Genomic DNA, 23,057 nt, shown 5'->3' on the forward strand with positions numbered 1-23,057 from the left:
ATCTCCTCACTTTCCTTTCTCATTATAAACGGATTTCTCCTGAATGGGAACCTTATTTTCTTGCTATTTCCGGTATTTTTTGCTAAGATATGCTTTGTATCGCATCGAGATATGCGCACATCCCCATTCATGGGATTGAAACCTAATTATTAAGGATAATATTAAGGAGACGGATATTTATGATCAGTACAAGTAATGTAACGCTGCGTGTCGGCAAAAAAGCATTGTTTGAAGATGTAAACATTAAATTTACCGAAGGAAACTGCTACGGTCTGATCGGCGCCAACGGAGCCGGAAAATCTACTTTCCTGAAGATCCTTTCCGGGCAGCTGGAACCTACCAAAGGCGAGGTTATCATCACTCCGGGAGAGCGGCTTTCCTTTCTTCAGCAGGATCATTTTAAATACGATGAATTTCCCGTTCTGGATACAGTCATTATGGGAAATGCCCGGCTATACGAAATCATGAAAGAAAAAGAAGTCATTTATGCCAAAGAGGACTTCACTGACGAAGACGGCATCCGTGCCAGTGAGCTGGAAGCGGAATTTGCCACAATGAACGGCTGGGAGGCAGAATCTGATGCCGCTTCTTTACTGAACGGACTTGGCATTGACACAGAAATGCATTACAAACTCATGAAGGACTTAAACGGACCGGAAAAGGTAAAGGTTCTCCTTGCCCAGGCTCTTTTCGGCAACCCGGATATCCTCCTTCTGGACGAGCCTACCAACCATCTGGATCTGGATGCTATCGCGTGGCTGGAGGAATTTCTGATTAATTTCGACAATACAGTGATTGTTGTCTCCCACGACCGCTATTTCCTGAACAAGGTCTGTACACAGATTGCCGATATTGACTATGGCAAAATTAAACTTTACGCCGGAAACTATGATTTCTGGTATGAATCCAGCCAGCTTCTGATCCGCCAGATGAAAGAAGCCAATAAGAAAAAAGAAGAAAAGATCAAGGAACTGCAGGAATTTATTTCCCGTTTCAGCGCCAACGCTTCCAAATCCAAGCAGGCTACTTCCAGAAAACGGGCCCTGGAGAAAATCCAGCTGGATGACATTCAGCCCTCCAGCCGCCGCTACCCCTATATCGATTTCCGCCCCAACCGTGAAATCGGAAATGAAGTTCTCACTGTAGACGGCCTTAGCAAAACCATTGACGGAGAAAAGATTCTGGACAACATTTCCTTCACGCTGAACCGAGAAGACAAAGTGGCATTTGTAGGCGGAAATGAGCTTGCCAAATCCACTCTCTTCCAGATTCTGACCGGGGAGATGGAACCGGATGAAGGAACTTACAAGTGGGGTGTTACAACGTCACAGGCTTATTTCCCTCTGGACTTTGGTTCTGAGTTTGATAACGATTACACCATCGTAGAATGGCTGATGCAGTATTCGGAAGAAAAGGATGTTACTTATGTCCGGGGATTCCTTGGCCGTATGCTTTTCTCCGGCGATGACGGAGTAAAACGGGTAAATGTTCTTTCCGGAGGTGAAAAAGTCCGCTGCATGCTTTCCAGGATGATGATCTCCGGAGCAAATGTCCTGATTCTGGATGAGCCTACCAACCATCTGGACATGGAATCCATCACCGCCCTCAACAACGGGATGATGAAATTTCCGGGCGTCCTGCTTTTCTCCTCCCGTGACCATCAGATCGTACAGACGACCGCAAACCGCATCATGGAAATTGTGCCGGGCGGAAAACTGATCGATAAGATCACCACTTATGACGAATATCTGGAAAGTGACGAGATGGCAAGAAAACGCCAGACTTATACGGTGCAAAGCGACGATGAGGATTAAATTTTCCTAAATTAATGACAAAAAATCAAGCCCCTTGGAAATGGGCTTGATTTTTTATTCTTCTGCTTGCAGCACCCGACAGATTTTGTCAAATGCTGCTGCATCTTTTTTCTTCGCTCTGGCCGCTTCGTGTCTGATCCCATTCTGATCTGTAAGAATCAGAACCTTCGTCCCTTTCTCTGTGGCAATATCCTTGCTCCTGATCTCACTTCGCGGCCGGATATAAAGCTTCTCTTTTGTGCACTGCACAATGTAATCCCTTGTCACTATCAGCTGAAAGTCGGGAACTTCCAGTGCATCCGGCGCAATCAGCTGATTAAAGAACTCTGTTTTATCCCCGGCTCTTTCCAGCTCTTTGTCCATTTCTTTCTGTTCTTTTCGATTTCTTACTGCCAGAAAAACGCCCAGCGCTCCAAACACTGCTCCCAGCAGGATATTAGAAAATACAGAGATCAAGGCAAGCGCAAGAAAGCTGATCCAGATGATCATTGCTGTGCGCATCTTTTTTGCTTTTTCTTCAATCAGATCATAATACTTCTGCTCTCCCGCTGTCTGTATTGCCATCTCTTTTTCTCTGCCTTTCCGGAATTTTAGCGGATCCTTTCCGGGAATCCTACTTTCTTCTGCACTTTTCTAAGTGTCTTATTTGCAAAATAACCTGCTTTTTCCGCATTTTCTTTTATAATACCGTCAATATATGCCTTATCTTTTTCCAGACGTGCCGCTTCCTCCTGAAGAGGCTTTAACACGGATACGACTGCTTCTCCCACTGCCGGCTTAAATTCGCCATATCCTTTTCCGTCAAATTCCTTTACTACTTCCTCCGGAGTCTTTCCGGTACATGCACTGTAGATATTGATCAGATTCTTGATTCCCGGCTGCTCATCACGGTAAAGGATCTGGGCTTCAGAATCTGTCACAGCTCTCTTGCACTTTCTCATAATAGTATCCGGATCATCCATCAGATAAATGCTGGCATTGGGGTTTTCGTCTGATTTGGACATTTTCTTAGAGGGATCCTGAAGGCTCATGATCTTAGCGCCCACTTTTCCGATATATGCCTCCGGGATCGTAAATACGTCCCCGTAAATATTATTAAAACGCTCCGCAATATCTCTTGTCAGCTCCAGATGCTGCATCTGATCCACTCCGACCGGAACCACATCCGCCTGATACAGGAGAATATCTGCCGCCATCAGCACAGGATAAGTGAAAAGTCCCGCATTAATGTTATCTGCATGCTTCGCCGCTTTATCCTTGAACTGGGTCATCCGGTTCAGTTCGCCCATATAAGTGAAACAATTGAGAATCCATGCAAGCTCTGCATGCCCGGAAACATGGGATTGATAGTAAATGCAGTTTTTCTTTGGATCCAGACCTGCTGCAATATACAGGATCAACAATGCCCTTGCTCTTTTGCGAAGCACCGCCGGATCCTGCCTTACTGTAATAGAATGCATATCCACAACACTGTAAAAACACTCATATTCATCACTTAATGTCACCCAGTTCTTCAGTGCTCCCAGATAATTTCCCAAAGTAAGATTCCCTGTTGCCTGCATACCGCTGAACAACACTTTTTTATCGTTAATCATCTTTTTACCCTCCGTCTGCTACTTTTTCCAAGGTTCAACCTTGTCTTTATAATATACGGTATTTTCCGCCAAAATATGGAAACTGCCGTTCCTTTCCTCTACTTCCGTCACTGCACAGTTCTTATGTACTCCCTGCCCCCAGTATTTCGAAAGGGGTTCTTTTTTTATATAATTAAGCATACCTGCCAATGCAGCTCCATGGGTTGTAATGAGGATCGTGCTGTCTTTTAATGTGTCGTCTGACCCGATCCTTTCCAGGAACTTTCCCACTCTTTCCTTTACCTGTTTAAAATCCTCCCCGCCTTCCGGAGCTTCATACTCCTCCGGTCCGTCAAAAAAGCGGTGGAAACTTTCCGGAAGCTCCCATCCTTCACTGGAACAGCATTTGCCCTCATACACGCCAAAAGCCATCTCCATGATCAGCGGTTCCTCTATCACCGGAACGTCCCGGCCCTTCAGAATAATTTCAGCTGTCTGCTTTGCCCGGCCAAGAGGACTAGTGAAACAAAGATCAAAGGGGATATCTTTCAGTCCCTTCCCTGTCTCCTCTGCAAGATGTATTCCGAACTCGTTGAGGGGAATGTCTACCTGCCCCTGTATTTTTCTCGCCCTGTTCCAATCTGTCTCGCCGTGGCGTACAAGATATAATTTCATGATTCATCGCCCATCCTTTCTGCAAGTCCAGTACCAGTATACCACACTGAATGGTTCTTTTCATAGAAATTTCAGGGAAAAAGTGTTACACTGAAAAAGGAATATGTTTGAGAAAGGATGAGACAAAAATGAAAAAAATTACCAGTTTTACCATAGACCACTGGAAACTGCAGCCCGGCGTATATGTGTCCCGAAAAGACAAAGCCGGCGACTGTACTGTCACCACCTTTGACCTTCGTATGACAAGCCCTAATGAAGAGCCGGTCATGAATACTGCCGAGGTACATACCATCGAACACTTAGGCGCCACCTTCCTTAGAAATGACGAAACATACGCTGACAAAGTCCTTTATTTCGGCCCTATGGGCTGCCGCACCGGTTTTTATCTGCTGCTGGCAGGCGATTATGAATCCAGGGATATCATCCCTCTTATACAGGCGCTTTTTGATTTTATTGCTGATTTTGAAGGTGAAGTTCCCGGTGCTTCCCCAAAAGACTGCGGGAACTATCTGGATATGAATCTTCCGATGGCCAGATATCTTGCCCGGAAATACCGTATGGAAGTCCTGGAAAATATATCCGATGACAGACTCGTATATCCTGAATAATTCATTGAAAAACGTCCATGTTTTGCAAAAGAGTTCCATTTACGGAACTCTTTTTAGTTAATAGGGAAAATCTTTCTTTAATACAACATTGCGGATATAAGCGTAGGTCCGCTCCTCTCCTTCCTCTGCCAGCATCTTCAGCAGGCTGTGGAGGAGAGCTGCTGTATCCGGATGGATCATCCGTCCCAGCCTGGCAGCTCCTCTTTCATAATAGGCCAGCGGATGTTCATCCCGGTAATTTTCCTTCTGATAAGTCTTCGAGGCAGCAATGCGGTCTACAAACATTTCCGCCACATAGCGCACCGGCATTTTCATCCCGATAATGCCGTCCTCTTTTTCCAGGCCATAGTCGATCCAATATTCATAATGATGCTTGTTTCTCCCTTTATGATGAAGCCACGCCAGGGAATAGCCCTTTTCTTCCCGCTCTGCATTATTGGGACTTCGGTTGCCCTGATAGTATTTACAGCCAACCAGAAATTCTACAGGGGAATATTTGGACATATCATGCAGCAGTCCCTGTCTGTATAATCCGATTTTAAAGCAGCCTCTCATTACGAGAATCTTGTGATGCGTTATTGTACAAAAATGCCCCCAGGCTTTCATCTCACATAATCTCCTGTCCGCAAAAGTAGTCTTGCATAATTATTTGCCGATAAACAGCGCGATCGTCCTTTCTTCCAGAACGGCTTCTCTTTGATTTTTCAGCACTTCCGGATCTTCAAGGACTCCTGTTTTGCTGTCCGCTGTCAGATACCACTTTTTCCCTTTTCCAAGCGCCGGGAGAGCAAAACTGTGCTCTACCCAGTGCATGTTGTAAGCAACAAAACAATCCGTATCTTTTGCTGCAATACCGCAGTAATATACTCCAAGCTGGCGGCTGGATATTTCTGATGGAGTCTGCCATGCATATTCTCCATGATAAGACACATCAGGTACGCCGCAGCTGATCTGGTCCATGCCCCGAAGTTCCTCTTTCTGCCGAAGCGCCGGGTGACTGCGGCGAAGCGCGATCATCTCCTTTACAAATTCATGGAGAGCGCGGTTTTTCTCAAGTCTGCTCCAGTCCAGCCATCCCACCGGATTGTCCTGACAGTACACATTGTTGTTCCCCTTCTGAGTATTTCCAAATTCATCTCCTGCAAGAATACAGGGAATCCCCTGTGCAAGGAGAACAAGCATAAAAGCATTTCTCATCTGTCCTGCTCTTAGCGCCACGACCGCCCTCTTGCGGCTGGGTCCTTCTGCTCCGCAGTTCCAACTGTAATTGTAATCCGGTCCATCCTGGTTGTTTTCTCCATTTGCTTCATTGTGTTTTGCATCATAGGAAACCAGATCGTTCAGGGTAAATCCATTATGACCTGCAATATAATTATACATGCCTTCCGCCCCTGCAGGCCTTCGAAGCCAGTATATCACCTCTTCAATCATGCCCTCGTCCCCCTTCAGGAACCTTCGCATAACATTCTGAAAACCTGCCTGATGATGGAAAAGTTTCATTTTGCTTAAAAGCGGGTCAGCATAGCTCCCATCTGTCGGCGTTACATCCGGGTTCAAAATAAATCCGTCCACATGGTATTCCATCATATACCAGCGCAGACACTCCTCCATAAGGATTCTGGAAGTACCGCCCTCGAAAGGCATTTCCAGTATTACCTCAATCCCGGCCTTGTGGCATTCCCGCACCATATCTTTTAATTCTGACGCCGGATCGTCTGATGCCGCATAAGCTCTTTTGGGAGCGAAATAAAATCCCGGTCCGTATCCCCAGTAATTTACATATTTTCCCAGCTGTTCAAACTCATATACCGGCATAAGATGGATCTGATTGATCCCCAGCTCAAGCAGATAAGGAATTTTTTCAATGACTCCCCGGAAAGTACCTTTATGGGCAACTTTTGAAGAGCTGTGTTTCGTAAATCCCCGCACATGGAGACTGTAGGCCACCACTTCATTGGCAGGAATACAGGGAGGAAGATCACCCTCCCAGTCATAGTGATCCTCATAAATTCCGGCACGAACCTCATGCTCCTGAAGCTCCCATTTGTGGCCAAACTCTTCTGTTCCCGCAAGGCTTCTGGCATAGGGGTCAACACAGACCTCCTCATCTATCAGATAATTATACTCATACTCCGAATATGCAAAATCAAAAAGCGACAGAAAACGTACACTTCCGACTCCGTCTTCTTCCGGCATTTCAAAAATGACAGAAGCCTCCCGTTCTCCTTTTTTGTAAAGGAGCAATCTGCATTCTTTTCCTTCCGGAACCTCTATTGCAAAATTAACGCTGTCTTTTCCCACACTCACGCCCAAAGGCAGCGGTTTCCCTTTTTCTCTTCTCATGTTCCGTCCTTCCTGCTGCTTCTACTGCCAGCCATCTGCTCCATACATTTCCACATTATCTTTCGTGATCATATCAATGATCTCTACATAATTTTCTTTTTCATATTCTTCGCCGTTCAAAATAGCAAGCCCTACTTCCACAGCCTTTTTCCCCATATTGATCGGAGACTGTGCCGCTGTGCCTGCAATCTGTGTGTCTGATTTTTCCAGCTCTTTTTTGATATCAGGGGAACCGTCCACACCGTAAATAATTACATCATCCATTCCAAGAAGGTTCACTGCTGTCTGCGCTCCTACCGCGATCTGATCATTTCCGCACATAATGGCTGTTACATCCGTATGTTCTTTGAGGATATTTTGCGCCACTTCCACTGACTTTTCAAATTTTCCATCTGTATTTTCTCTTGCCACAATTTCAAAACCGACCTCCGCTTTTGAAATCGCCTCCTCAAATCCTGTAATTCTCTCATTAATAGAATTTTGTGTCGGGCATTCCAGTATCAGTACTTTGCCTCCGTCCGGGCATTTCTCAATCAACGCCTCACCGCACATACGTCCGGCTGCTTCATTGTCAGATCCCACATAGACATCTACATAATCCATTTCCTTAACCTGTGTATCTACATTGATAATGCGTACATCCGCTTCCTGAAGTTCCTGCAAAGAGGGAGTAATTTCCTCCCAATTTACCGGGCTTAAAAAAATGGCATCAATCCCTGCCTCGATCATCTCTGTGATCTGTGAAGCCTGTTTTTGGGCATCTCCTTCCGGGTCTTCGGTAATCAGTGTATTCCCTGAGCTTGTAACCGATTCGCGAATTGCATTTTCCAGCGTAATAAAATAAGGATTCTCCATATTGATTCCGCTGAAACCAAATTTGTATCCTTCTTCTTCCGCCTCTTCCTCATCTGTTTCTTCTGTATCTTCTTCCTGAACCGGATTATCTTCCGGTGTGCCCACTTGCTTCTTACATCCGGACAACATCATAATTCCCATGACAACAAGTGCCAGAAGCACTTTTATCTTGCGGTTTTTCATATATCTGTTCCTCCTTGCGAATGATTCCAGTCACATATATTTTGTATTTTACTACATTTTTTTCATTTTTACCAGCCCCAGCCATTTCCCTCTCCTTTTCCTTTCTCTTTTCACAACATAGATTTTACTTGCTTTTGTGCCGCCGCTCTGATAGAGTAAAAACAGAAAGAATAAAGGAGAGATTTTTGTATGGCTACAGAAAATATGGATGAAATTACTGTAACACTGACTCTGGATAACGATGAAGAGATTGAATGTGCCGTTCTGACTGTCTATGAAGCCGGCGGACGCCAATATATCGCCCTTCTTCCTCTGGATGAAAACGGCGAAAGCGAGGAAGGTGATGTATACCTTTACCGTTATATTGACACAGACCCGGAAAATCCGGATCTGGAAAATATTCTTGACGATGAAGAATATGAAATCGCGGCAGATGCATTTGACGAATGGCTGGACGAGCAGGAATTTGGCGAGGAAGAGGATCTTTAATGTCTGCTTTCTCCTTCTTTCAACAAAAGCTCTTCAACAAAACGGGAAGGACTTAGTTCCTTTCCGTTTTTCGTTTTTACATAACTGATCACCAGTTTTCTCTTTGCCCGTGTCATAGCCACATAAAACATCCGGCGCTCCTCCTCGATCTCTTCATCAAGTTTGGCTTTTCGGTAAGGAGTGACGCCTTCATTTCCTCCGATCACAAATACCGTATCAAATTCCAGGCCTTTTGCGCCGTGCATGGTCATAAGCGCCACGCCCTGTTCCCCAGTTTGATCTTTTCTGCCTCTGCCCTTCTTCTCCTTTAACATTTGTCCGTAGTTCTCTATATAGAGAAACCACTCTTCAAAACTTTGAAATTCTTTAGATCTTTCCTGAATTTCATAGAGAATTTCAAAAAGATCTTCCTCCCGTATACGCCGGATTTTGGCATATTCTTTCAGATAGTCGTCATAGCCGATCTTCTTTCTTATATATTGTATTGCCGCATAAGGGGTTTTGTTTTCCATCATTTTAACATCCCACTCAAACTGATCGATGCGGTCCTGCATCCACCCCTTATCACAGTAAAATTTTCTCATATCCTCAAAACTTCCTCTGGAAGACTCCAAAGACTCTCTGCTTAAGTAGCGTTTCGGACAGTTCATAATATCCAGAAAATATCTTCTCTCTCTGCTTCCGGAGGCCAGTTGCAGATAACTTTTTATATTGCGGGCAATAAAGTGATCATAAATATTCTGGATATTTTCTTTCATTTCAAAGGGAATCTGGTGTTCTGCCAGCATTTCCGCAAGAATCCTGGCATCCCGGTTCGTACGGAACAGTACTGCGATTTCTTTTGCCGGCACGCCCTGTTCCATCCTCTTTTTCACGCCCTCTATCACATACTTTCCTTCCTCCGTTACATCCAGGACTTCCTGCACATGGACGCACTCTCCCTTTCCTGCATGAGGTTTGATCTCTTTGGAAAATCTCTGCTCATTGTGCCCGATCACTCTGAGGGCGCCGTTTAAAATATGAGCAGTGGAGCGGTAATTAACGTCCAGGAGAATCTGCCCGGCATCGGGATAGTCTCTGGAAAAACCAAGCATAATAGAAGGGTCCGCTCCCCGGAATTGATAGATCGACTGATCGTCGTCTCCTACTACAAACAGGTTATTTTCAGGAAGCGCCAGCATCTTCAAAATTTCATACTGTATTTTATTGACGTCCTGAAATTCATCTACCAGAATATACCGGAACCTGGCCTGCCATTTTTCAAGAATATCCGGTCTGGACTTAAAAAGCTCATGGCAGAGGATCAGCATATCATCGAAATCGATCTTGCGCATTTCCTTTCTCTTCTTTTCATACATCTGGTAGATATCTGCAAATGCTCCCGGACATACGGACGCTTTATATGTCTGAATATCCAGCCCGTTATTTTTTACTTTTCCGATTTCTGTCAGAAGATCTCTGATAAAATCCTGTTCATCTTCCACTTCCAGCTTAAGGTCCAATTCCGGCAGAGCCAGGATCTGCCCCAAAAGTCTGCTGCTCTCTTCCCCGGTCAGAATATTTGCCGAAGTAAATCCATAAGCCCACCTTAGAATTCCGTAATAGATCCCATGAAATGTCCCGAATGTTACAGGAGGACAGACTCCTCCCATAAGACTTTTAAATCTGTTCTGCATTTCATAGGAAGCATATCTGGTAAAAGTAATGACCAGAATTTCTTCTGGTCTTACTTTGTACCTTTTAATCAGATTTTCTATTCTTGCTGCAATGGTAAGAGTTTTCCCGGAACCGGGACCGGCAAGGACCATACATGGCCCCTGGAAATGACAGGCTGCTTTTTGCTGTGCCTTATTCAGATGCATTCCTTACCTCGTTTCTAACAATTCAATTCCCTTACGGATCCTGCACAGGGACTCTTCTTTGCCAAGTACTTCCATAATTTCTGTCGCTCCGCCAGGCGTATTCTGCTTGCCGGACACGGCAGTTCTCACCGGCCACATTACATAGCCGTTTTTGTAACCTTTTTCTTCAATATATTTTTTCAGGGTGGCATACAGGGCGTCATTGCTGTAATCATCCTGCGCTTCCAGGATAGGAAGAACTTCTTTTAAAACTTCCAGAGAAGTCTCTTCATTTGTTTTCATTTTCTTATGGCAGTACATTGCTGTGTCATATTCCGGCAATTCTTGGAAAAAGTCTATCTGGTCTTTGATATCAGGGAAGATTTCGATTCTGGTCTTTACAAGCGCCGCAATCTTCTTCAAATCATAATCTTTTGTGATCACTTCTTCAATATAAGGCTTTGCCATCTCATAAAACCTGTCTGCATCCATTGCTTTCAGATATTCGCCATTCATCCATTTCAGCTTTGTCATGTCAAACACAGCCGGTGACTTGCTCATATGATGATAGTCGAAGATTTTTACCAGCTCATCCAGAGAGAAGATTTCCTGTGTTCCCTCCGGACACCATCCCAGCAGAGCCACATAATTCACGATTGCTTCTGATACAAATCCCTGATCCAGAAGATCTTCATAAGAAGAATGGCCGCAGCGTTTACTCAGCTTTTTGTGGTTTTCATCCGTAATAAGCGGGCAATGCACATAAACCGGCACTTCCCATCCGAAAGCTTCGTAAATACGATTGTATTTCGGAGCAGAGGACAGATATTCATTTCCGCGGACTACATGGGTGATTCCCATCAGATGGTCATCCACTACGTTTGCAAAATTATAAGTCGGATATCCGTCCGATTTGATCAGAATCATATCATCCAGCTCTTCATTGGGCACTGTGATGTCCCCGTATATTTCATCATGAAAGGTTGTTGTCCCTTCTGTGGGCATGTTCATGCGGATCACATATGGCTTTCCTTCCTTCAGGTTCGCTTCAATCTCTTCCTTGCTCAGATGAAGGCAGTGTTTATCATAGACAACAATCTCTGTATTTCCGTCTTCTGACACTTTGCTTCTTAAAGACTCCAGGCGCTCTTTATCACAGAAACAGTAGTATGCATCTCCCTGCTCAATGAGCTGTTTGGCATATTTCATATAGATACCTGCAGCGTTTCTCTCGCTCTGCACATAAGGACCCACTCCTCCGTCTTTGTCCGGTCCCTCGTCATGTACAAGTCCGGTCTTTTCCAGAGTCCGGTAAATAATTTCAAGAGCCCCTTCCATAAAACGTTCCTGGTCTGTATCCTCGATCCGAAGCATAAAGCTTCCTCCCGCATGTTTCGCTATCAGATAAGCATATAATGCCGTCCTTAAATTTCCCACATGCATCCTTCCCGTAGGACTTGGTGCAAATCTTGTTCTTACTTTACTCATTGTTCTTCTCCATTTCTGTTATAATTTTATCCAGAGCATCATCCACTCTGCTGTTCCAGTATATATCTGCAAATTTATCTGAAAAATGCTGTTCTTTCGAGATCAGCAAAAGCTTATCTCCTTCATAGTAATCCAGAAGCTGTGTACAGAGATAACTTTTCAGGTTCGTACCAAGCACCAGCAGCACGTCGGCTTTCTGAATCTCCGTTGCAGCTCTTGTAATAACCTGATTATCCACCATTTCCCCAAACAGCCTCACATCCGGCCGAATAGCCTGTTTACATTTTTCACACAAAGGAATCTTCTCTCCATCCCTTACATACTCCATAGAATACTCCTGGCCGCAATGTGTACAATAATTGCGGTATACATTTCCATGAAGCTCAATGACATTTTTACATCCTGCACGTGAGGGTAAATGGAAAATACGCCGGGTAATAATGGTCTGCAAAATCCCCATCTCCTCCAGCCTGGCCATCTCATAAAATCCTTTCCCCGGCGGTGTATCCAGAGCCGAAAGGATTTCTTTTCTGTAGAAATCGTAAAACTGCGGTTTACGCGTCGAAAAAAAGGAACTGGAAAAGATCTCTTCTGTTGAATATCCGTACTTCTGTTCAATATCGTAGGACTCTCCCCCGTCACGAATTGCAGGATATCCGCTTTCCACAAGCATTCCAAAACCGCTTAATGCCACTGTGTACCTGCTTTTCTTCAGTATCTGACAGATGATTTCCGTTATATCTGACATACCTAGTCGCCTCCTCTTTCAGGCTGTGTATTATGCTTTTCATAATCAGTATAACACATGTGAATTATGGTAATCAACTATTCTGAATCTTTCTCTTGTGGATCCGGCGGCTCCTCCAGTAATCCGGGCGGAAAAATTCTCTGGGAATAGAGACAATGCAGACAATGCCAAGTACTATGGCAAAAGCCACTTTTATCGCTCCAATCCCACGCTGTGCAGCCTCTCCCAGCTGATTCATGACAAGGTAGTAGGCGGTATAATAAACGCCCGCTCCGGGCACCAGGGGAAAAATGCCGGAGATCAGAAAAACAGTGATCGGGCACTTCATCCGCACTGTCAGCATTCTCGATATCAGAACTACCACCAGTGTTCCCAAAAAAGAGGCAATGGCTGCCGAGGTTAAATTGACTGTCAGACAGTATACGATCCACCCCATTGTACCGGTAATGCCGCAGCTTAAATAAAACCGTTTCGGCACGTTAAACAGAACGGAAAAAGCAATGGTTCCAAAAAAGGGGCATATCAGATTTGCCACAATGTACTCTATCATCCAAGAACACCTCCTGCCATATTTGCATAAATCCCAAGTGTGATTCCCACGCCGATCGCTATATATACAAACACAAGAAGCGCATCGATCATCCGCACTGTCCCCGACAGGAAATCACTGTCTGCTATATCACGGATTGCATTGACAAATCCCATTCCGGGCACTAAAGGCATAATAGATGCAATGATGATCCCGTCTCTTTGAAGCGGAACAGGGGCAATCTGCAGTGCCACAAGACCGAGAGTTGTCAGCAGCACGCCGCCTGTAATATTTACGATAATTTTGGACATATGATGCTTTTTCGCGGTCAGCACCCAAATATACAGAATACATCCTATCAAAAATGCTACAAAGCTCTCCGGGACTCCTGCTCCCAAAAGATACCCGAAGCATCCGCTGCCTATACCGGCAGAAAGGACCTGAAAATAGCTTCTTTTGGGCGGTATTTTTTCAATTTCCGCAAGCCGCTCAAACGCCTCATCCAATCCCACCATGCCGGCGGCAATCTCCCTGGATAAATCGTTCACTTCAGCTACAATTCCCAGATGAGCGGCAGAAAGCGGTATATGTTTTACCTTTGTGTAGGAATCTCCATCTCCGATTTTAACACTGATGATAATTGCATGGCTCATGGTAAATGTATCTACATCATTGACATGGAATCTCTTACAGATATGCTGGATCGTTTCTTCCACACGAAAAATCTCTCCGCCGTTTTTCAAAAGGATCCTTCCCGCCTCCAAAGCCAGATCCATAACCCGCTTCGGATCCGATTCCTTAGCCAGATCCTTCTTCAGGTAAACCATGTCTGTCAGCAGCACACCATCTTCATAAATTTCTTCCCGGTAATTTTCCGTAAAAAATCCCGGCACGATATGAGAAGGAGTAAAACCGCAGTGTTCATAAAAGCCAATCGTCTTTTTGCTGTTTCCCGTTCCCACATACATGGTAGAGCATTGGAAACTGTACTTCTCGCACACATAGTGAAGCAGGGCCTTTCCGTATCCTCTGCCCTGCGCCTTTTCTCTCGTAGCAATATTTTTTAATTCACAGCTCCCTGCTTTGTTCATGGTAACAACACAGACTGACTGCACTTCACCTTCTTCGTCATATAACGCAAACATATCCCCAGCGTCCAGATATTTCTCTATCATGTCCTCCTGGGGATCTGCCAGTAATAATAGATCCAAAAATGCCTTTTTATTTTCTGTAATCTGATGAATCCTCATATTTTTGATTCCTCGGTTATAATATTAACAGCTGTATCTTGCTTATTATAGCACTATCCGGGGAAAAATTACAGATATTTTTTTTATCTTCCTGCCGGCCGTAAAATAAGACTTCCGTCTGTCCTGCTGTATAAAAGCCCTTCTCTGCTCTCATATACCGGATTATCTGAATCCACTTCAATATAAAACAGCAGAGGCAGGTTTTCCAGAGTTCCAGGTTCAATGTCAGTAATTCCGGCAGGAACATAAATTTCAAATATCTCTTCTGCAAATCCATCTAAGGATCCTGCCCTGATTCCGACACATCCTTCTCTATCCGGCAAAACAAGCAGCCCATCTGTAATCCCATTTCCTTCTCCTGTATAACTTGTAATATATCCTGCGTCATCACAGAGAAATCCCGTATATTCTTTCCATCCTGCATATAATTCCAGCTCTGTCTCTCCCCTTTTGGCTCTCTCAAAAGGAATCGTACACGCCTCATCTCTATACCATCCGACAAATTCTTTTCCGGGACGAACAGGAACTGCCGTCTCTTCCAGCATATAATCTGTCAGATATGCCATATCTGTCGTACAACTTCCTCCATTTCCGTTCAAATGGACTTTATAATCCACAACACCAAAGGGAATCTCTGCTTTACAGCCTTTGTACTCCACAGAAATTTTATAATTCCCTGCTTTTCCTGTATCGGGAATTTTCACTGCCGCATCCTCCGGCATGATCTTCCCGCCCCGATACATTAAAGTAATATCCGACAGTTCCACTGTACTGCCCACACAGTAATCCATGGGAAGAGAACCATCAAATGTCAGCGCATATTCTCCTCCTGCTGTATCGGAAGATTCCTTATCCGCTGCCGGAACTGTTATTACTTCTTTTACCCCTGACGCTCCTTCTGATATAACGGCAGGTGCCGCCATTTCTATAGAAAGTTTCCGACCCGGGTTTTCTGTCTCATTCAAAGCTGTATTTTCTTTTTCCTCCAAAACTGCTTTTGCCAAAACAATTCGATTTTCCATCAATTTTAAAATACTGTGTGCTTCTTCTGTCACTTCACTGCCGACTCCGGGATACCGTCCGACGCTTTCTCTGGCTGTTTCCAGGCCAAAGCTTTCTCCTGTTCCCGGGTTCATTGCCTCCTCCTTAGACACTACAGATGCTGTAATCCATACTGAAGCCGCCACCAGTACGCCTTTTAACACCCTTGTCATCACCGGCTTAAAATCCAGCCCCAATGACCCCTCATTTATTAACGCTATTGTTTCTGTTCTCATATCCTCTATTATATAATTCCACAATTTTCCAAACAATATAAGGCGCAGAAAAAGGAAGTGGCATCTCGGCACACCGGCTGCCACTTCCCTGTACTGAACTTTAGTTAATATAACCTGCTTTTTTCAGCTCTTCTGCTGCTTTTTCATAATTTGCATCTGACACGAGGATAATAGGACCTGTACATCCCATTCCACTCTCTGCGTAAATGCCAAGCTTCCACAGAACTTTCACCCCGTCTTCCAGATCCATGATCTCAATTCCTGCAATCTGTGAAGTTACCGGTTCTTTCGGCGGTGCTTTTACTTCTTCCTCTTCCGCTGCCGGTTTTGCTGCCGCTTTTCTGGCATTCAAGATATCCTTCAGCCCGGCCTTATTGGCTGCTGCAAACTCTTTCTTTGCAACATCAAATACCTTTCCGCGGATCAGCTCTGCTGCATACCGGATAGCCCCCGTGATGAGAGGTGCTCCGGACGCCCTGGAAATGATCATAACGAGCTGATCATACCCTTCCCCGATACCAGGGCCATAGCCATAACCGGTTGCTTCAAAGCTTCCTCCTGTCGTAAAGGATGACAGCATTTTAATCAGAATATTTCCGGACAGCGAATCACATACCATAATATCCGGGGAGCCCTGCAGCACGTCATTCCCGCGCATTACGCAGCCTCCATCTGCCCTTGCTGATTCTGCAAATGAGATATCATACCCATTTTCCTTCAGCTGCTTCAACGCAATTTCTGTCTGACGTGCCCCATCCACGTTCAGAATACCTACGGTCGGATTGCTCTTCCCGCATGCTTTTGCAGCAATAATTCCATAAATCGCATTTTTGATCATTCCTTCCACGCGGTCTGCGCTGGAAGTACCTGTCGTTGTAGCGACAAACATTTCTTTTCCCTTTGCCGGTGTCACAGCGCGTCCCACTGTAGAAACTCCGATCGGGAATGGAAAATGCATTGTTACTGCACCGTCCACTTCCTTATTTTTCAGAAGTTCTTCCATCTTTTTGTGGCCTTCTTCTTCATCAGCCACCTTTACCGTGGTTACCCCTTCTGCCTCCAGAGTACCAATGTAGTATACATCTATGCCCTCTTTTGCCGCAGCAACGGCAGCTTCCATTGCATTTTCTTCCCCATGCTCACTGCCCATACCTGTCAGAGCAATCTTCGGCTTTTTCCCAAAGCTTCCGGTCTCCAGACCCTCTGCCATTTCCATAAAGGTGGAGGCAATCATTTTTTCAATACTATTTGCCATTTTCTCCACTCCTTTACTCTGCCATTAATGTTGCTGCAAAATCCTTCATTGCTTTTGCGATCAGTCCTTTTACTTCCTCTTCAGAAACGCCTGCTTCAGCTTTCTCTGCCTCTGCAGTATTTCCATGAATAACAAAAGATACACCGTCAAAAAGATTTGTCATACGTCCAAGGAAAAGACTTCCTTTACCGATGATCATGGCATTCCTGATCTTTCCTTCCAGAATGTCTTCCCTTGCAACTCCGATATAAGGTACTCCGGAAGGAATATGTCCCTGTGTCGGAGCCCATCCGGTAAGTCCGTGTTTCTTTGTAAAGTCAGCAAGTTCTTTTCTGTCCAGCTCACCGCGTTTTACAGCCAGAGCTGCGATCATCTTGTAGTTTGCCAGAGGAACATCCCCTGCTCCTGCCGGTTTTGTAATATCCGGATTCTGCATTTCCGGTGAATATTTATCGATATCCGGAATCTTCATGCCTGCCCTGTCAAGTGGATCTGCCACCAGGCTTCCGATAACAGCCTGCGGAGCGGAACCTGTCCCAACAGTGTGGCGTCCCAGAAGGCTAAGATCGATCTCCGGATTTACACCATCGTTTTCGGAAATAACAACAGCAAATCCTCCAAGGCAGTCCTCCAGGATCGGAAGACCTTTTTTGATATGGTCTTTCCCGTTCATACCAAGTTTTGCAGTACATCCTCCGGACGTAACAACAACTGTTTTGTATGCTCCGGATTTTACCAAAGCAGCTGCTTCAATCACAGCGTGAGTAGGTGCAGCGCAGAATCCTCTTGCATCAGAACCTGTTGCATTTACAAGTCCGGCCACTTCAGCTGCAGCCTTTGCAAAGTTTCCGCCGCCTCTCTGATTCATATCACCGCATGCTTCCTCTGCACAGTCGATCACGTATTCTACTTCTGATTTATCAATTCCCGCATTGCGAACCGCATAGAGCAGAGCCAGAATACTGGAAGCCTTGCTCATCAGGTTCTCATGCATAACATGAGCAGACAGGTTCACATCAATGTCGTGAGCAGCCTTTACACAGCCTACAAGTTTTCCATCGAAATACAGCCCTTCTGCATGTTCTTCGTTCACAAAATGTTCGATCTCGCTTAATTCCACACCCTCGTGAACTTTCTCAACGATATCCTCTGAGATAATAGGATCTTTTGCAAATGCATCCTTATATTTTGCAACAAAATCTTTGTCCAGACGTACGACTTCAAACATATCACTTGCCTGTACAAGAAGCAAAAATTCCTCTTCCGGCATGATCTCGCCGTATTTTCCATAGCGGTCGGCGTTTTCCATCTTCTTGTCATACCATGGGAACTCTACTTCTGCCAGTTCTTCCGGATGTACGTTTCCGATATAGGTCTGGTTCGGCCAGTAAGCAACTGCATCCTCATAGGAACGAAGTTTCTCCGGCACTTCTTTCAGATACTCTGATTCCGGATTTACAATACGCTCTGTTGTCTGTGTTGTTCCATTATATAAAACCATGTCAGGAGTATGTACTAATACATAGCTGGCTCCTTTAATTACACTGTTCATGGGTTTTCCCTTTCCTTCCATCTTAAATTGTTCCAACCAAATATTACCTGATATACGGAGCGGCGGGGTGACGCCGCCCCGCCTGATTAGAATTTACAGTATTGTTCTCTGATGGCTGTCATCTCTGAGATGATATCATCTACATCGAGAACCATTTCCATCATACTGATCTGTTCGTCATATACTGCTTCGTCAAATTCTTCTTTCATTTCTGGTTCACATACGTGATAAACACGAAGTCCAAGCTGGACTCCTGTCAATGGACCTGCGAAAGTAGGATCTCCTGCTGTAACAGTCTCAGCTGCAAGTCCTGCAGCTTCACCTTCTGCTGCACCGAGAATTACTACTAAATTCTCAGCTCCCAGCTCGTCAGCAAATTCTTTTACTCTCTTCTGGTTTTCCAGATCCATTGCGCCTGCGCTCGTTCAGACGAAACATTCCGTTGATGCAAATACAACCTCAGCACCAGCTGTTTTCACGCATTCTGCGATAGCCGGTCCCGGGATACCATCACGGTCTCCGATAATTATTGCTTTTTTACCTTCTAAAATAGCCATAATTATGCTTTCTCCTTTCTTCAGTAATTCATTTTGGTTGTTTTTTATGATTAAAGATATTTCTTAATCATCGCTTCAATGCTTTCCTCTGTAGCATCGTCTTTTACAACTTCGTCGATCTTCTCTCCGTCCTTGTAAATAGCCATCACAGGAAGTCCCAGTACTTTCTGGGAAATTGCAAGGCGGCGTGCCTTTGTTGTATTCAGGGCTGTAAATTTCATTTTATCCCCGTAAGTATCAGCAAACTCATGTACCTTCGGCATCAATGCCTGGCACGGTACACATCCGTCACCGTAAAAATCTACGAAAACGTATCCGTCTGCTTTCAGAACTTCTTCTTCAAATGTATTCTTATCTACTTCTATCATTGTAATCACTCCTTCATGAATATTTATGGCATTTTTTGCTTCAGCGGTTTAGAAATAATCTGAAAGACTTCTCTCTACCTGAACAGCTGCAATTGCGCCGTCAGCTGCCGCTGTCACTACCTGACGCAGGCTCTTGATCCTGACATCCCCTACTGCATATACATTTGGAATATTGGTGTGCATATTCTCATCTGTCTTAATATAGCCTCTTTCGTCCATATCAATGATGCCCTCAAAGATCTTGGAATTTGGAACCGTTCCGATAAATCCAAACACACCGAACATGCCGTCCTCTTCGTCGGCTTCCACTGTCTTTACTTCGCCAGTCTTGACATTCTTTACTTTCATCCACTGCAGGATATCGTCTCCGCCGACTTCCTCTACTACGCTGTCCCAGAAAAATTCAATCTTCGGATTTGCAAATGCCTTCTCCTGGATAGATTTTGCTGCGCGAAGCTCGTTTCTTCTGTGGATGATCGTAACTTTTCTCGCGAATTTTGTCAGATACATTGCTTCTTCTACTGCAGAATCACCGCCTCCGACTACAAACACTTCCAGATCTTCAAAGAAGTTTGCATCACATGTTGCACAGTAGGAAACTCCTTTTCCTCTGAATGCCGCTTCTCCTTTGCATCCGATCGGTCTTGCATATGCGCCGGTTGCAATAATGACATTCTTTGCCTGATACTCTGCTTTTGCGCTCTTTAAGATCTTGATCTCTCCGCTGAAATCCACAGCATTGATCGTGTCAGAAACACGCTCTGCACCGAACTTTTCCACCTGCTGTGTCATTCTTGCGATCAATGACGGACCGGACTCTCCTTCTACGATCTGTCCCGGATAGTTCTCAATGTCGTCTGTGATCGCAATCTGTCCGCCGTCCTGTCCCTTTTCGATGACAAGGGTAGACAGACGGCTCCGTCCTGCGTACAGTCCTGCAGCAAGTCCTCCCGGACCTGCTCCAAGGATGATTACGTCATAAATTTTGCTCATCGGTAACATCTCCTTTTTCAGCTGTTTTTATTAATCAAAGATTGTCTGACCATCCACTTCTGTGGTAAGAGCTTCCAGAGCTTTCTCTACGATGTGACGGCGAAGTTCTTTCTCTTCCGCCGGGTCAAGTGCCGGATTTCCAAGCGGATGAGGAATTGCGATCGCCGGAACGATTCTGTTTGCTCCTACTGTCATAGAAATCGGAGTAACTGTACAAACATGTACAACCGGGATTCCTGCTCTCTCGATTTCTTTTACCATCGTTGCACCGCAACGAGTACAGGTACCTCAAGTGGAGGTCAGGATAACTGCGTCAACTCCGTCTGCTTTCAATTTCTGTGAAAACTCATCTGCAAAAGCCTTTGCAGATGCTACGGCTGTACCGTTACCTGTTGTTGTATAGAACAGATGGTGAAGTTCACCGATCTTTCCTTCTTTTTCCATTTCACGAAGAACGTCTACCGGAAGAACACGGTCTGCATCTTCATTTGCATATACCGGGTCATATCCGCCGTGAGCAGTCTCATATGTATCTGCTGTCAGATCCATAACGCCTGTGATGTCATATTCTCCATAATGAGAAGCACTGGAGCTTTCGATGTGGTCCGGATTTCCCTTCGGAACAATACCGCCGGAAGTAACCAGAGCGATCTTTGCATGTGCAAGATCTTTCACAGCCGGATTCGGAGCTACTTTGTCAAAGCTCGGCATCGGATATTCTGTCACATACGGCTTGTCAGCCAGTTTCTGAAGGAGCATCTTCACTGCACGTTTGGATCCTCTCTCCTTCTCAAAGAAGTTTACACGAATGCCGTTCGGCATATATCCTTCTTCACAGGAAGCGCCGATCTTTTCGCCTTTCGCAAGCTTCAGCGCAAGAGGAGCCATCTTGCCCACTGCATCTCTCATACCTGCTGCGCTGTTCTTTGTAGATACCATGTATACCTGGTTCTTGAACATATCAGCACCTGGATTCTCTACATACATACCTGTAACTGCCGGAATACCAAGTTCTTCCTGAACCGCTGCTGCGATCGTTCCGCATGCAACGCCGTAACGTCCTGCATTGAAAGCCGGTCCTGCAACAAATACGTCAGGCGCCTGCTCTTTTACCATAGCAAGGATATCTGCTTTTGCCTTGTCAAGGTTTTCATTGAAATAGGAGTCACCGCAGACGATTGTTGCAATAATTTCTGCTTCATCCTTAAAGTTCATATTGAACGCCATACCTGGTCCTACTACTTCGCCTACACGAAGCTCTGCCGGGTAATCTGCTTTTTCCTCTCCACCGATATTTGCGAAGAACTGATTAATGTAATGTACTACTTTTATTTTACTCATTTTCGCGTATGTCCTCCCTTCTATCTTGCGCTCAGCTTGTTAAAGCCAGTCTCATTTGTTGCTCCGGTAATTACCTGAAGCTCAACCTCTAAGGAGCCGTCTTCGCGCAATGTTTCTTCACTTGCACCAGCAATCTTTGTCACATAATCCAGTGTTCCGATCACTTTGTCAAGCTTCGGCAAAATAATAACCTCATTTGCATTTCCGCCTGTTACAACTGCATCTGCTGCAACGTCTGCGTCTGCAAGAGACTGGGATTTTCCGTCGCGTCCTGCGTATTCATCTGTAATAATAACAGTCTTAACACCCTCTGCTTCAATCTTCTTACAGTTCATGATAAGGTCTGTATCCGGGTTACCGAAACCTTCCTGTGATACGATAACACCGTCCAGATCCAGCATTTTACAAAGTTTTGCTGTCCAGTCAGAGGAACGCTGCTTGTCTGCCAGGTATACGTTCTCATTTGTAATGATCTGGCATACAAAGTTGATCGTCTTTCCATGTTCCTCAAAAAGGTCATGGACAACCGGGTTATTCAAATGTACATAAGTTGGGTTCTTGTCACATGCGGATACACAGTTTCCTGATACGATCGCACCATCCATAATTTCTGTCGGGCTTAAAATTGTCGGAACAATTTTCTTTGCATCTACGCCGTATACATATGTATCATGCAGAAGTCCCTGGCTCTGAAGCATCTGAACGTAAGCAACTCTTGGAAGATCCGGATATTTCTCAAATCCTTCCTTGATCGTACATGTCTCATATACTTTTGTCTCGTCAGGTGTCAGGTTACGTGCCAGTTCCCCAAGATAAACTGCCACTCTGAATCCTGCAAATCTCACTGCCTTTTCATAGTCATGCTGTTTGATATCATCAACTGGTTCACATACCATTACCAGGTTATTTGTCTGTGAAAATGGAATATATTCTGCTCCCGGGCCAGTCATATCAATGATACCTTCCTGGAATCCGACAATACGTCCTGCAGTTACAACTGCCATTCCTTTAAGCGCATAAGTCTTTCCGCTTCCTACTGTATCAACTTTGGCGATCACTCCCGGGAAGATTCCTCCCTTGCCTTCTACTTTCACACGCGGCTCAATTACATCTTTTACCGGTGTAATACGAACAGACTCTCCCGGACGGGCAATATCAAAGGATACGCTTTTGATCTTCTCGTCCTCCAGAGCTACTTTCTTTACTTCTTCTTCGGATACATAGAGGATTCCGTCTTCGATTTTTGACTCGCTTGCAAACTGGATGTCCTTAATGTATATGTGCCCCATTTCTAATTTCACTGTGTGTTCCCTCCTT

General features: G+C 44.9%; 22 protein-coding genes. 3 read left to right on the forward strand and 19 right to left on the reverse strand.

The window, feature by feature from the left end; genetic code table 11:
* The first annotated feature begins 179 nt into the window (after nucleotides 1-179).
* On the forward strand, nucleotides 180-1,814 hold the full coding sequence (locus EUBC25_RS00940; RefSeq protein WP_230106389.1) for an ABC-F family ATP-binding cassette domain-containing protein: 1,635 nt from the start codon (nucleotides 180-182) through the stop codon (nucleotides 1,812-1,814).
* Nucleotides 1,815-1,868: 54 nt separating this feature from the next.
* Here the strand turns inward: EUBC25_RS00940 and EUBC25_RS00945 are convergent, their stop codons facing one another.
* The 3 genes from EUBC25_RS00945 to EUBC25_RS00955 are packed head-to-tail and all read right to left on the reverse strand — an operon-like array spanning nucleotide 1,869 to nucleotide 4,063.
* On the reverse strand, nucleotides 1,869-2,378 hold the full coding sequence (locus EUBC25_RS00945) for a hypothetical protein (protein ID WP_230106390.1): 510 nt from the start codon (nucleotides 2,376-2,378) through the stop codon (nucleotides 1,869-1,871).
* A 26-nt stretch (nucleotides 2,379-2,404) separates the two neighbouring features.
* On the reverse strand, nucleotides 2,405-3,409 hold the full coding sequence (gene trpS, locus EUBC25_RS00950; RefSeq protein WP_230106391.1) for a tryptophan--tRNA ligase: 1,005 nt from the start codon (nucleotides 3,407-3,409) through the stop codon (nucleotides 2,405-2,407).
* 18 nt (nucleotides 3,410-3,427) lie between these two features.
* On the reverse strand, nucleotides 3,428-4,063 hold the full coding sequence (locus EUBC25_RS00955) for a histidine phosphatase family protein (RefSeq protein ID WP_230106392.1): 636 nt from the start codon (nucleotides 4,061-4,063) through the stop codon (nucleotides 3,428-3,430).
* 128 nt (nucleotides 4,064-4,191) lie between these two features.
* Between EUBC25_RS00955 and EUBC25_RS00960 the strand changes: the two genes are divergently transcribed.
* Nucleotides 4,192-4,671 carry an S-ribosylhomocysteine lyase gene (locus EUBC25_RS00960; RefSeq protein WP_230106393.1) on the forward strand — a complete coding sequence of 160 codons (480 nt, stop codon included), beginning with the start codon at nucleotides 4,192-4,194 and terminating at the stop codon, nucleotides 4,669-4,671.
* A gap of 57 nt (nucleotides 4,672-4,728) precedes the next feature.
* Here EUBC25_RS00960 and EUBC25_RS00965 read toward each other — a convergent pair whose 3' ends face one another.
* From EUBC25_RS00965 to EUBC25_RS00975, 3 genes are read right to left on the reverse strand one after another with little or no spacing between them, the layout of a single operon-like run.
* The gene (locus tag EUBC25_RS00965; protein ID WP_230106394.1) at nucleotides 4,729-5,277 is read right to left on the reverse strand and encodes a DUF5662 family protein; all 549 of its coding nucleotides are present in this window, start codon (nucleotides 5,275-5,277) and stop codon (nucleotides 4,729-4,731) included.
* 39 nt (nucleotides 5,278-5,316) lie between these two features.
* Nucleotides 5,317-7,014 (reverse strand): alpha-amylase family glycosyl hydrolase, encoded by a 1,698-nt coding sequence (locus EUBC25_RS00970; RefSeq protein ID WP_230106395.1) that lies wholly within the window; start codon nucleotides 7,012-7,014, stop codon nucleotides 5,317-5,319.
* A 21-nt stretch (nucleotides 7,015-7,035) separates the two neighbouring features.
* Entirely contained in the window at nucleotides 7,036-8,052 is a 1,017-nt protein-coding gene (locus EUBC25_RS00975) for a sugar ABC transporter substrate-binding protein (RefSeq protein WP_230106396.1), read from the reverse strand.
* 189 nt (nucleotides 8,053-8,241) lie between these two features.
* On the opposite strand from EUBC25_RS00975, the gene EUBC25_RS00980 reads away from it, so the two are divergent.
* Entirely contained in the window at nucleotides 8,242-8,541 is a 300-nt protein-coding gene (locus tag EUBC25_RS00980; RefSeq protein WP_230106397.1) for a DUF1292 domain-containing protein, read from the forward strand.
* On the opposite strand, the gene EUBC25_RS00985 is transcribed toward EUBC25_RS00980, so the two are convergent.
* From EUBC25_RS00985 to EUBC25_RS01045, 13 genes are all read right to left on the reverse strand, one after another.
* Nucleotides 8,538-10,403, reverse strand: coding sequence for an ATP-dependent helicase (locus tag EUBC25_RS00985; protein WP_230106398.1), 1,866 nt, complete (start codon nucleotides 10,401-10,403; stop codon nucleotides 8,538-8,540). The genes EUBC25_RS00980 and EUBC25_RS00985 overlap by 4 nt on opposite strands.
* Before the next feature lie 3 nt (nucleotides 10,404-10,406).
* The gene (gltX, locus tag EUBC25_RS00990; RefSeq protein WP_230106399.1) at nucleotides 10,407-11,870 is read right to left on the reverse strand and encodes a glutamate--tRNA ligase; all 1,464 of its coding nucleotides are present in this window, start codon (nucleotides 11,868-11,870) and stop codon (nucleotides 10,407-10,409) included.
* Nucleotides 11,863-12,618: an SIR2 family NAD-dependent protein deacylase gene (locus EUBC25_RS00995; RefSeq protein WP_230106400.1), complete on the reverse strand. Its 756-nt coding sequence runs from the start codon at nucleotides 12,616-12,618 to the stop codon at nucleotides 11,863-11,865. The genes gltX and EUBC25_RS00995 overlap by 8 nt, the downstream gene beginning before the upstream one ends.
* Before the next feature lie 73 nt (nucleotides 12,619-12,691).
* A complete protein-coding gene (locus EUBC25_RS01000; RefSeq protein ID WP_230106401.1) occupies nucleotides 12,692-13,168 on the reverse strand; it encodes a threonine/serine exporter family protein in 477 nt (158 codons plus the stop codon).
* Nucleotides 13,165-14,397 carry a GNAT family N-acetyltransferase gene (locus EUBC25_RS01005; protein WP_230106402.1) on the reverse strand — a complete coding sequence of 411 codons (1,233 nt, stop codon included), beginning with the start codon at nucleotides 14,395-14,397 and terminating at the stop codon, nucleotides 13,165-13,167. Before EUBC25_RS01005 ends, EUBC25_RS01000 begins: the two co-directional genes overlap by 4 nt.
* 83 nt (nucleotides 14,398-14,480) lie before the next feature.
* On the reverse strand, nucleotides 14,481-15,674 hold the full coding sequence (locus EUBC25_RS01010) for an InlB B-repeat-containing protein (RefSeq protein ID WP_230106403.1): 1,194 nt from the start codon (nucleotides 15,672-15,674) through the stop codon (nucleotides 14,481-14,483).
* Between the two features lie 100 nt (nucleotides 15,675-15,774).
* Nucleotides 15,775-16,929, reverse strand: coding sequence for a glycine/sarcosine/betaine reductase complex component C subunit alpha (gene grdD, locus EUBC25_RS01015; protein ID WP_230106404.1), 1,155 nt, complete (start codon nucleotides 16,927-16,929; stop codon nucleotides 15,775-15,777).
* Nucleotides 16,930-16,942: 13 nt separating this feature from the next.
* A complete protein-coding gene (gene grdC / locus EUBC25_RS01020) occupies nucleotides 16,943-18,481 on the reverse strand; it encodes a glycine/sarcosine/betaine reductase complex component C subunit beta (RefSeq protein ID WP_230106405.1) in 1,539 nt (512 codons plus the stop codon).
* An 86-nt stretch (nucleotides 18,482-18,567) separates the two neighbouring features.
* Entirely contained in the window at nucleotides 18,568-19,038 is a 471-nt protein-coding gene (gene grdA / locus EUBC25_RS01025) for a glycine/sarcosine/betaine reductase complex selenoprotein A (RefSeq protein WP_230106406.1), read from the reverse strand.
* A gap of 50 nt (nucleotides 19,039-19,088) precedes the next feature.
* Nucleotides 19,089-19,406, reverse strand: a complete 318-nt coding sequence (trxA, locus tag EUBC25_RS01030) for a thioredoxin TrxA (RefSeq protein WP_230106407.1) — start codon at nucleotides 19,404-19,406, stop codon at nucleotides 19,089-19,091.
* 48 nt (nucleotides 19,407-19,454) lie between these two features.
* On the reverse strand, nucleotides 19,455-20,399 hold the full coding sequence (trxB, locus tag EUBC25_RS01035) for a thioredoxin-disulfide reductase (protein WP_230106408.1): 945 nt from the start codon (nucleotides 20,397-20,399) through the stop codon (nucleotides 19,455-19,457).
* A gap of 30 nt (nucleotides 20,400-20,429) precedes the next feature.
* Complete coding sequence (gene grdB, locus EUBC25_RS01040) at nucleotides 20,430-21,740, reverse strand: glycine reductase complex selenoprotein B (protein WP_230106409.1); 1,311 nt, start codon at nucleotides 21,738-21,740, stop codon at nucleotides 20,430-20,432.
* 20 nt (nucleotides 21,741-21,760) lie between these two features.
* A complete protein-coding gene (locus EUBC25_RS01045; protein WP_230106410.1) occupies nucleotides 21,761-23,041 on the reverse strand; it encodes a glycine/sarcosine/betaine reductase component B subunit in 1,281 nt (426 codons plus the stop codon).
* Nucleotides 23,042-23,057: the final 16 nt, after the last annotated feature.

Origin of the sequence: Claveliimonas bilis, assembly GCF_020892095.1 — a bacterium.
Taxonomy (GTDB): domain Bacteria; phylum Bacillota; class Clostridia; order Lachnospirales; family Lachnospiraceae; genus Claveliimonas; species Claveliimonas bilis.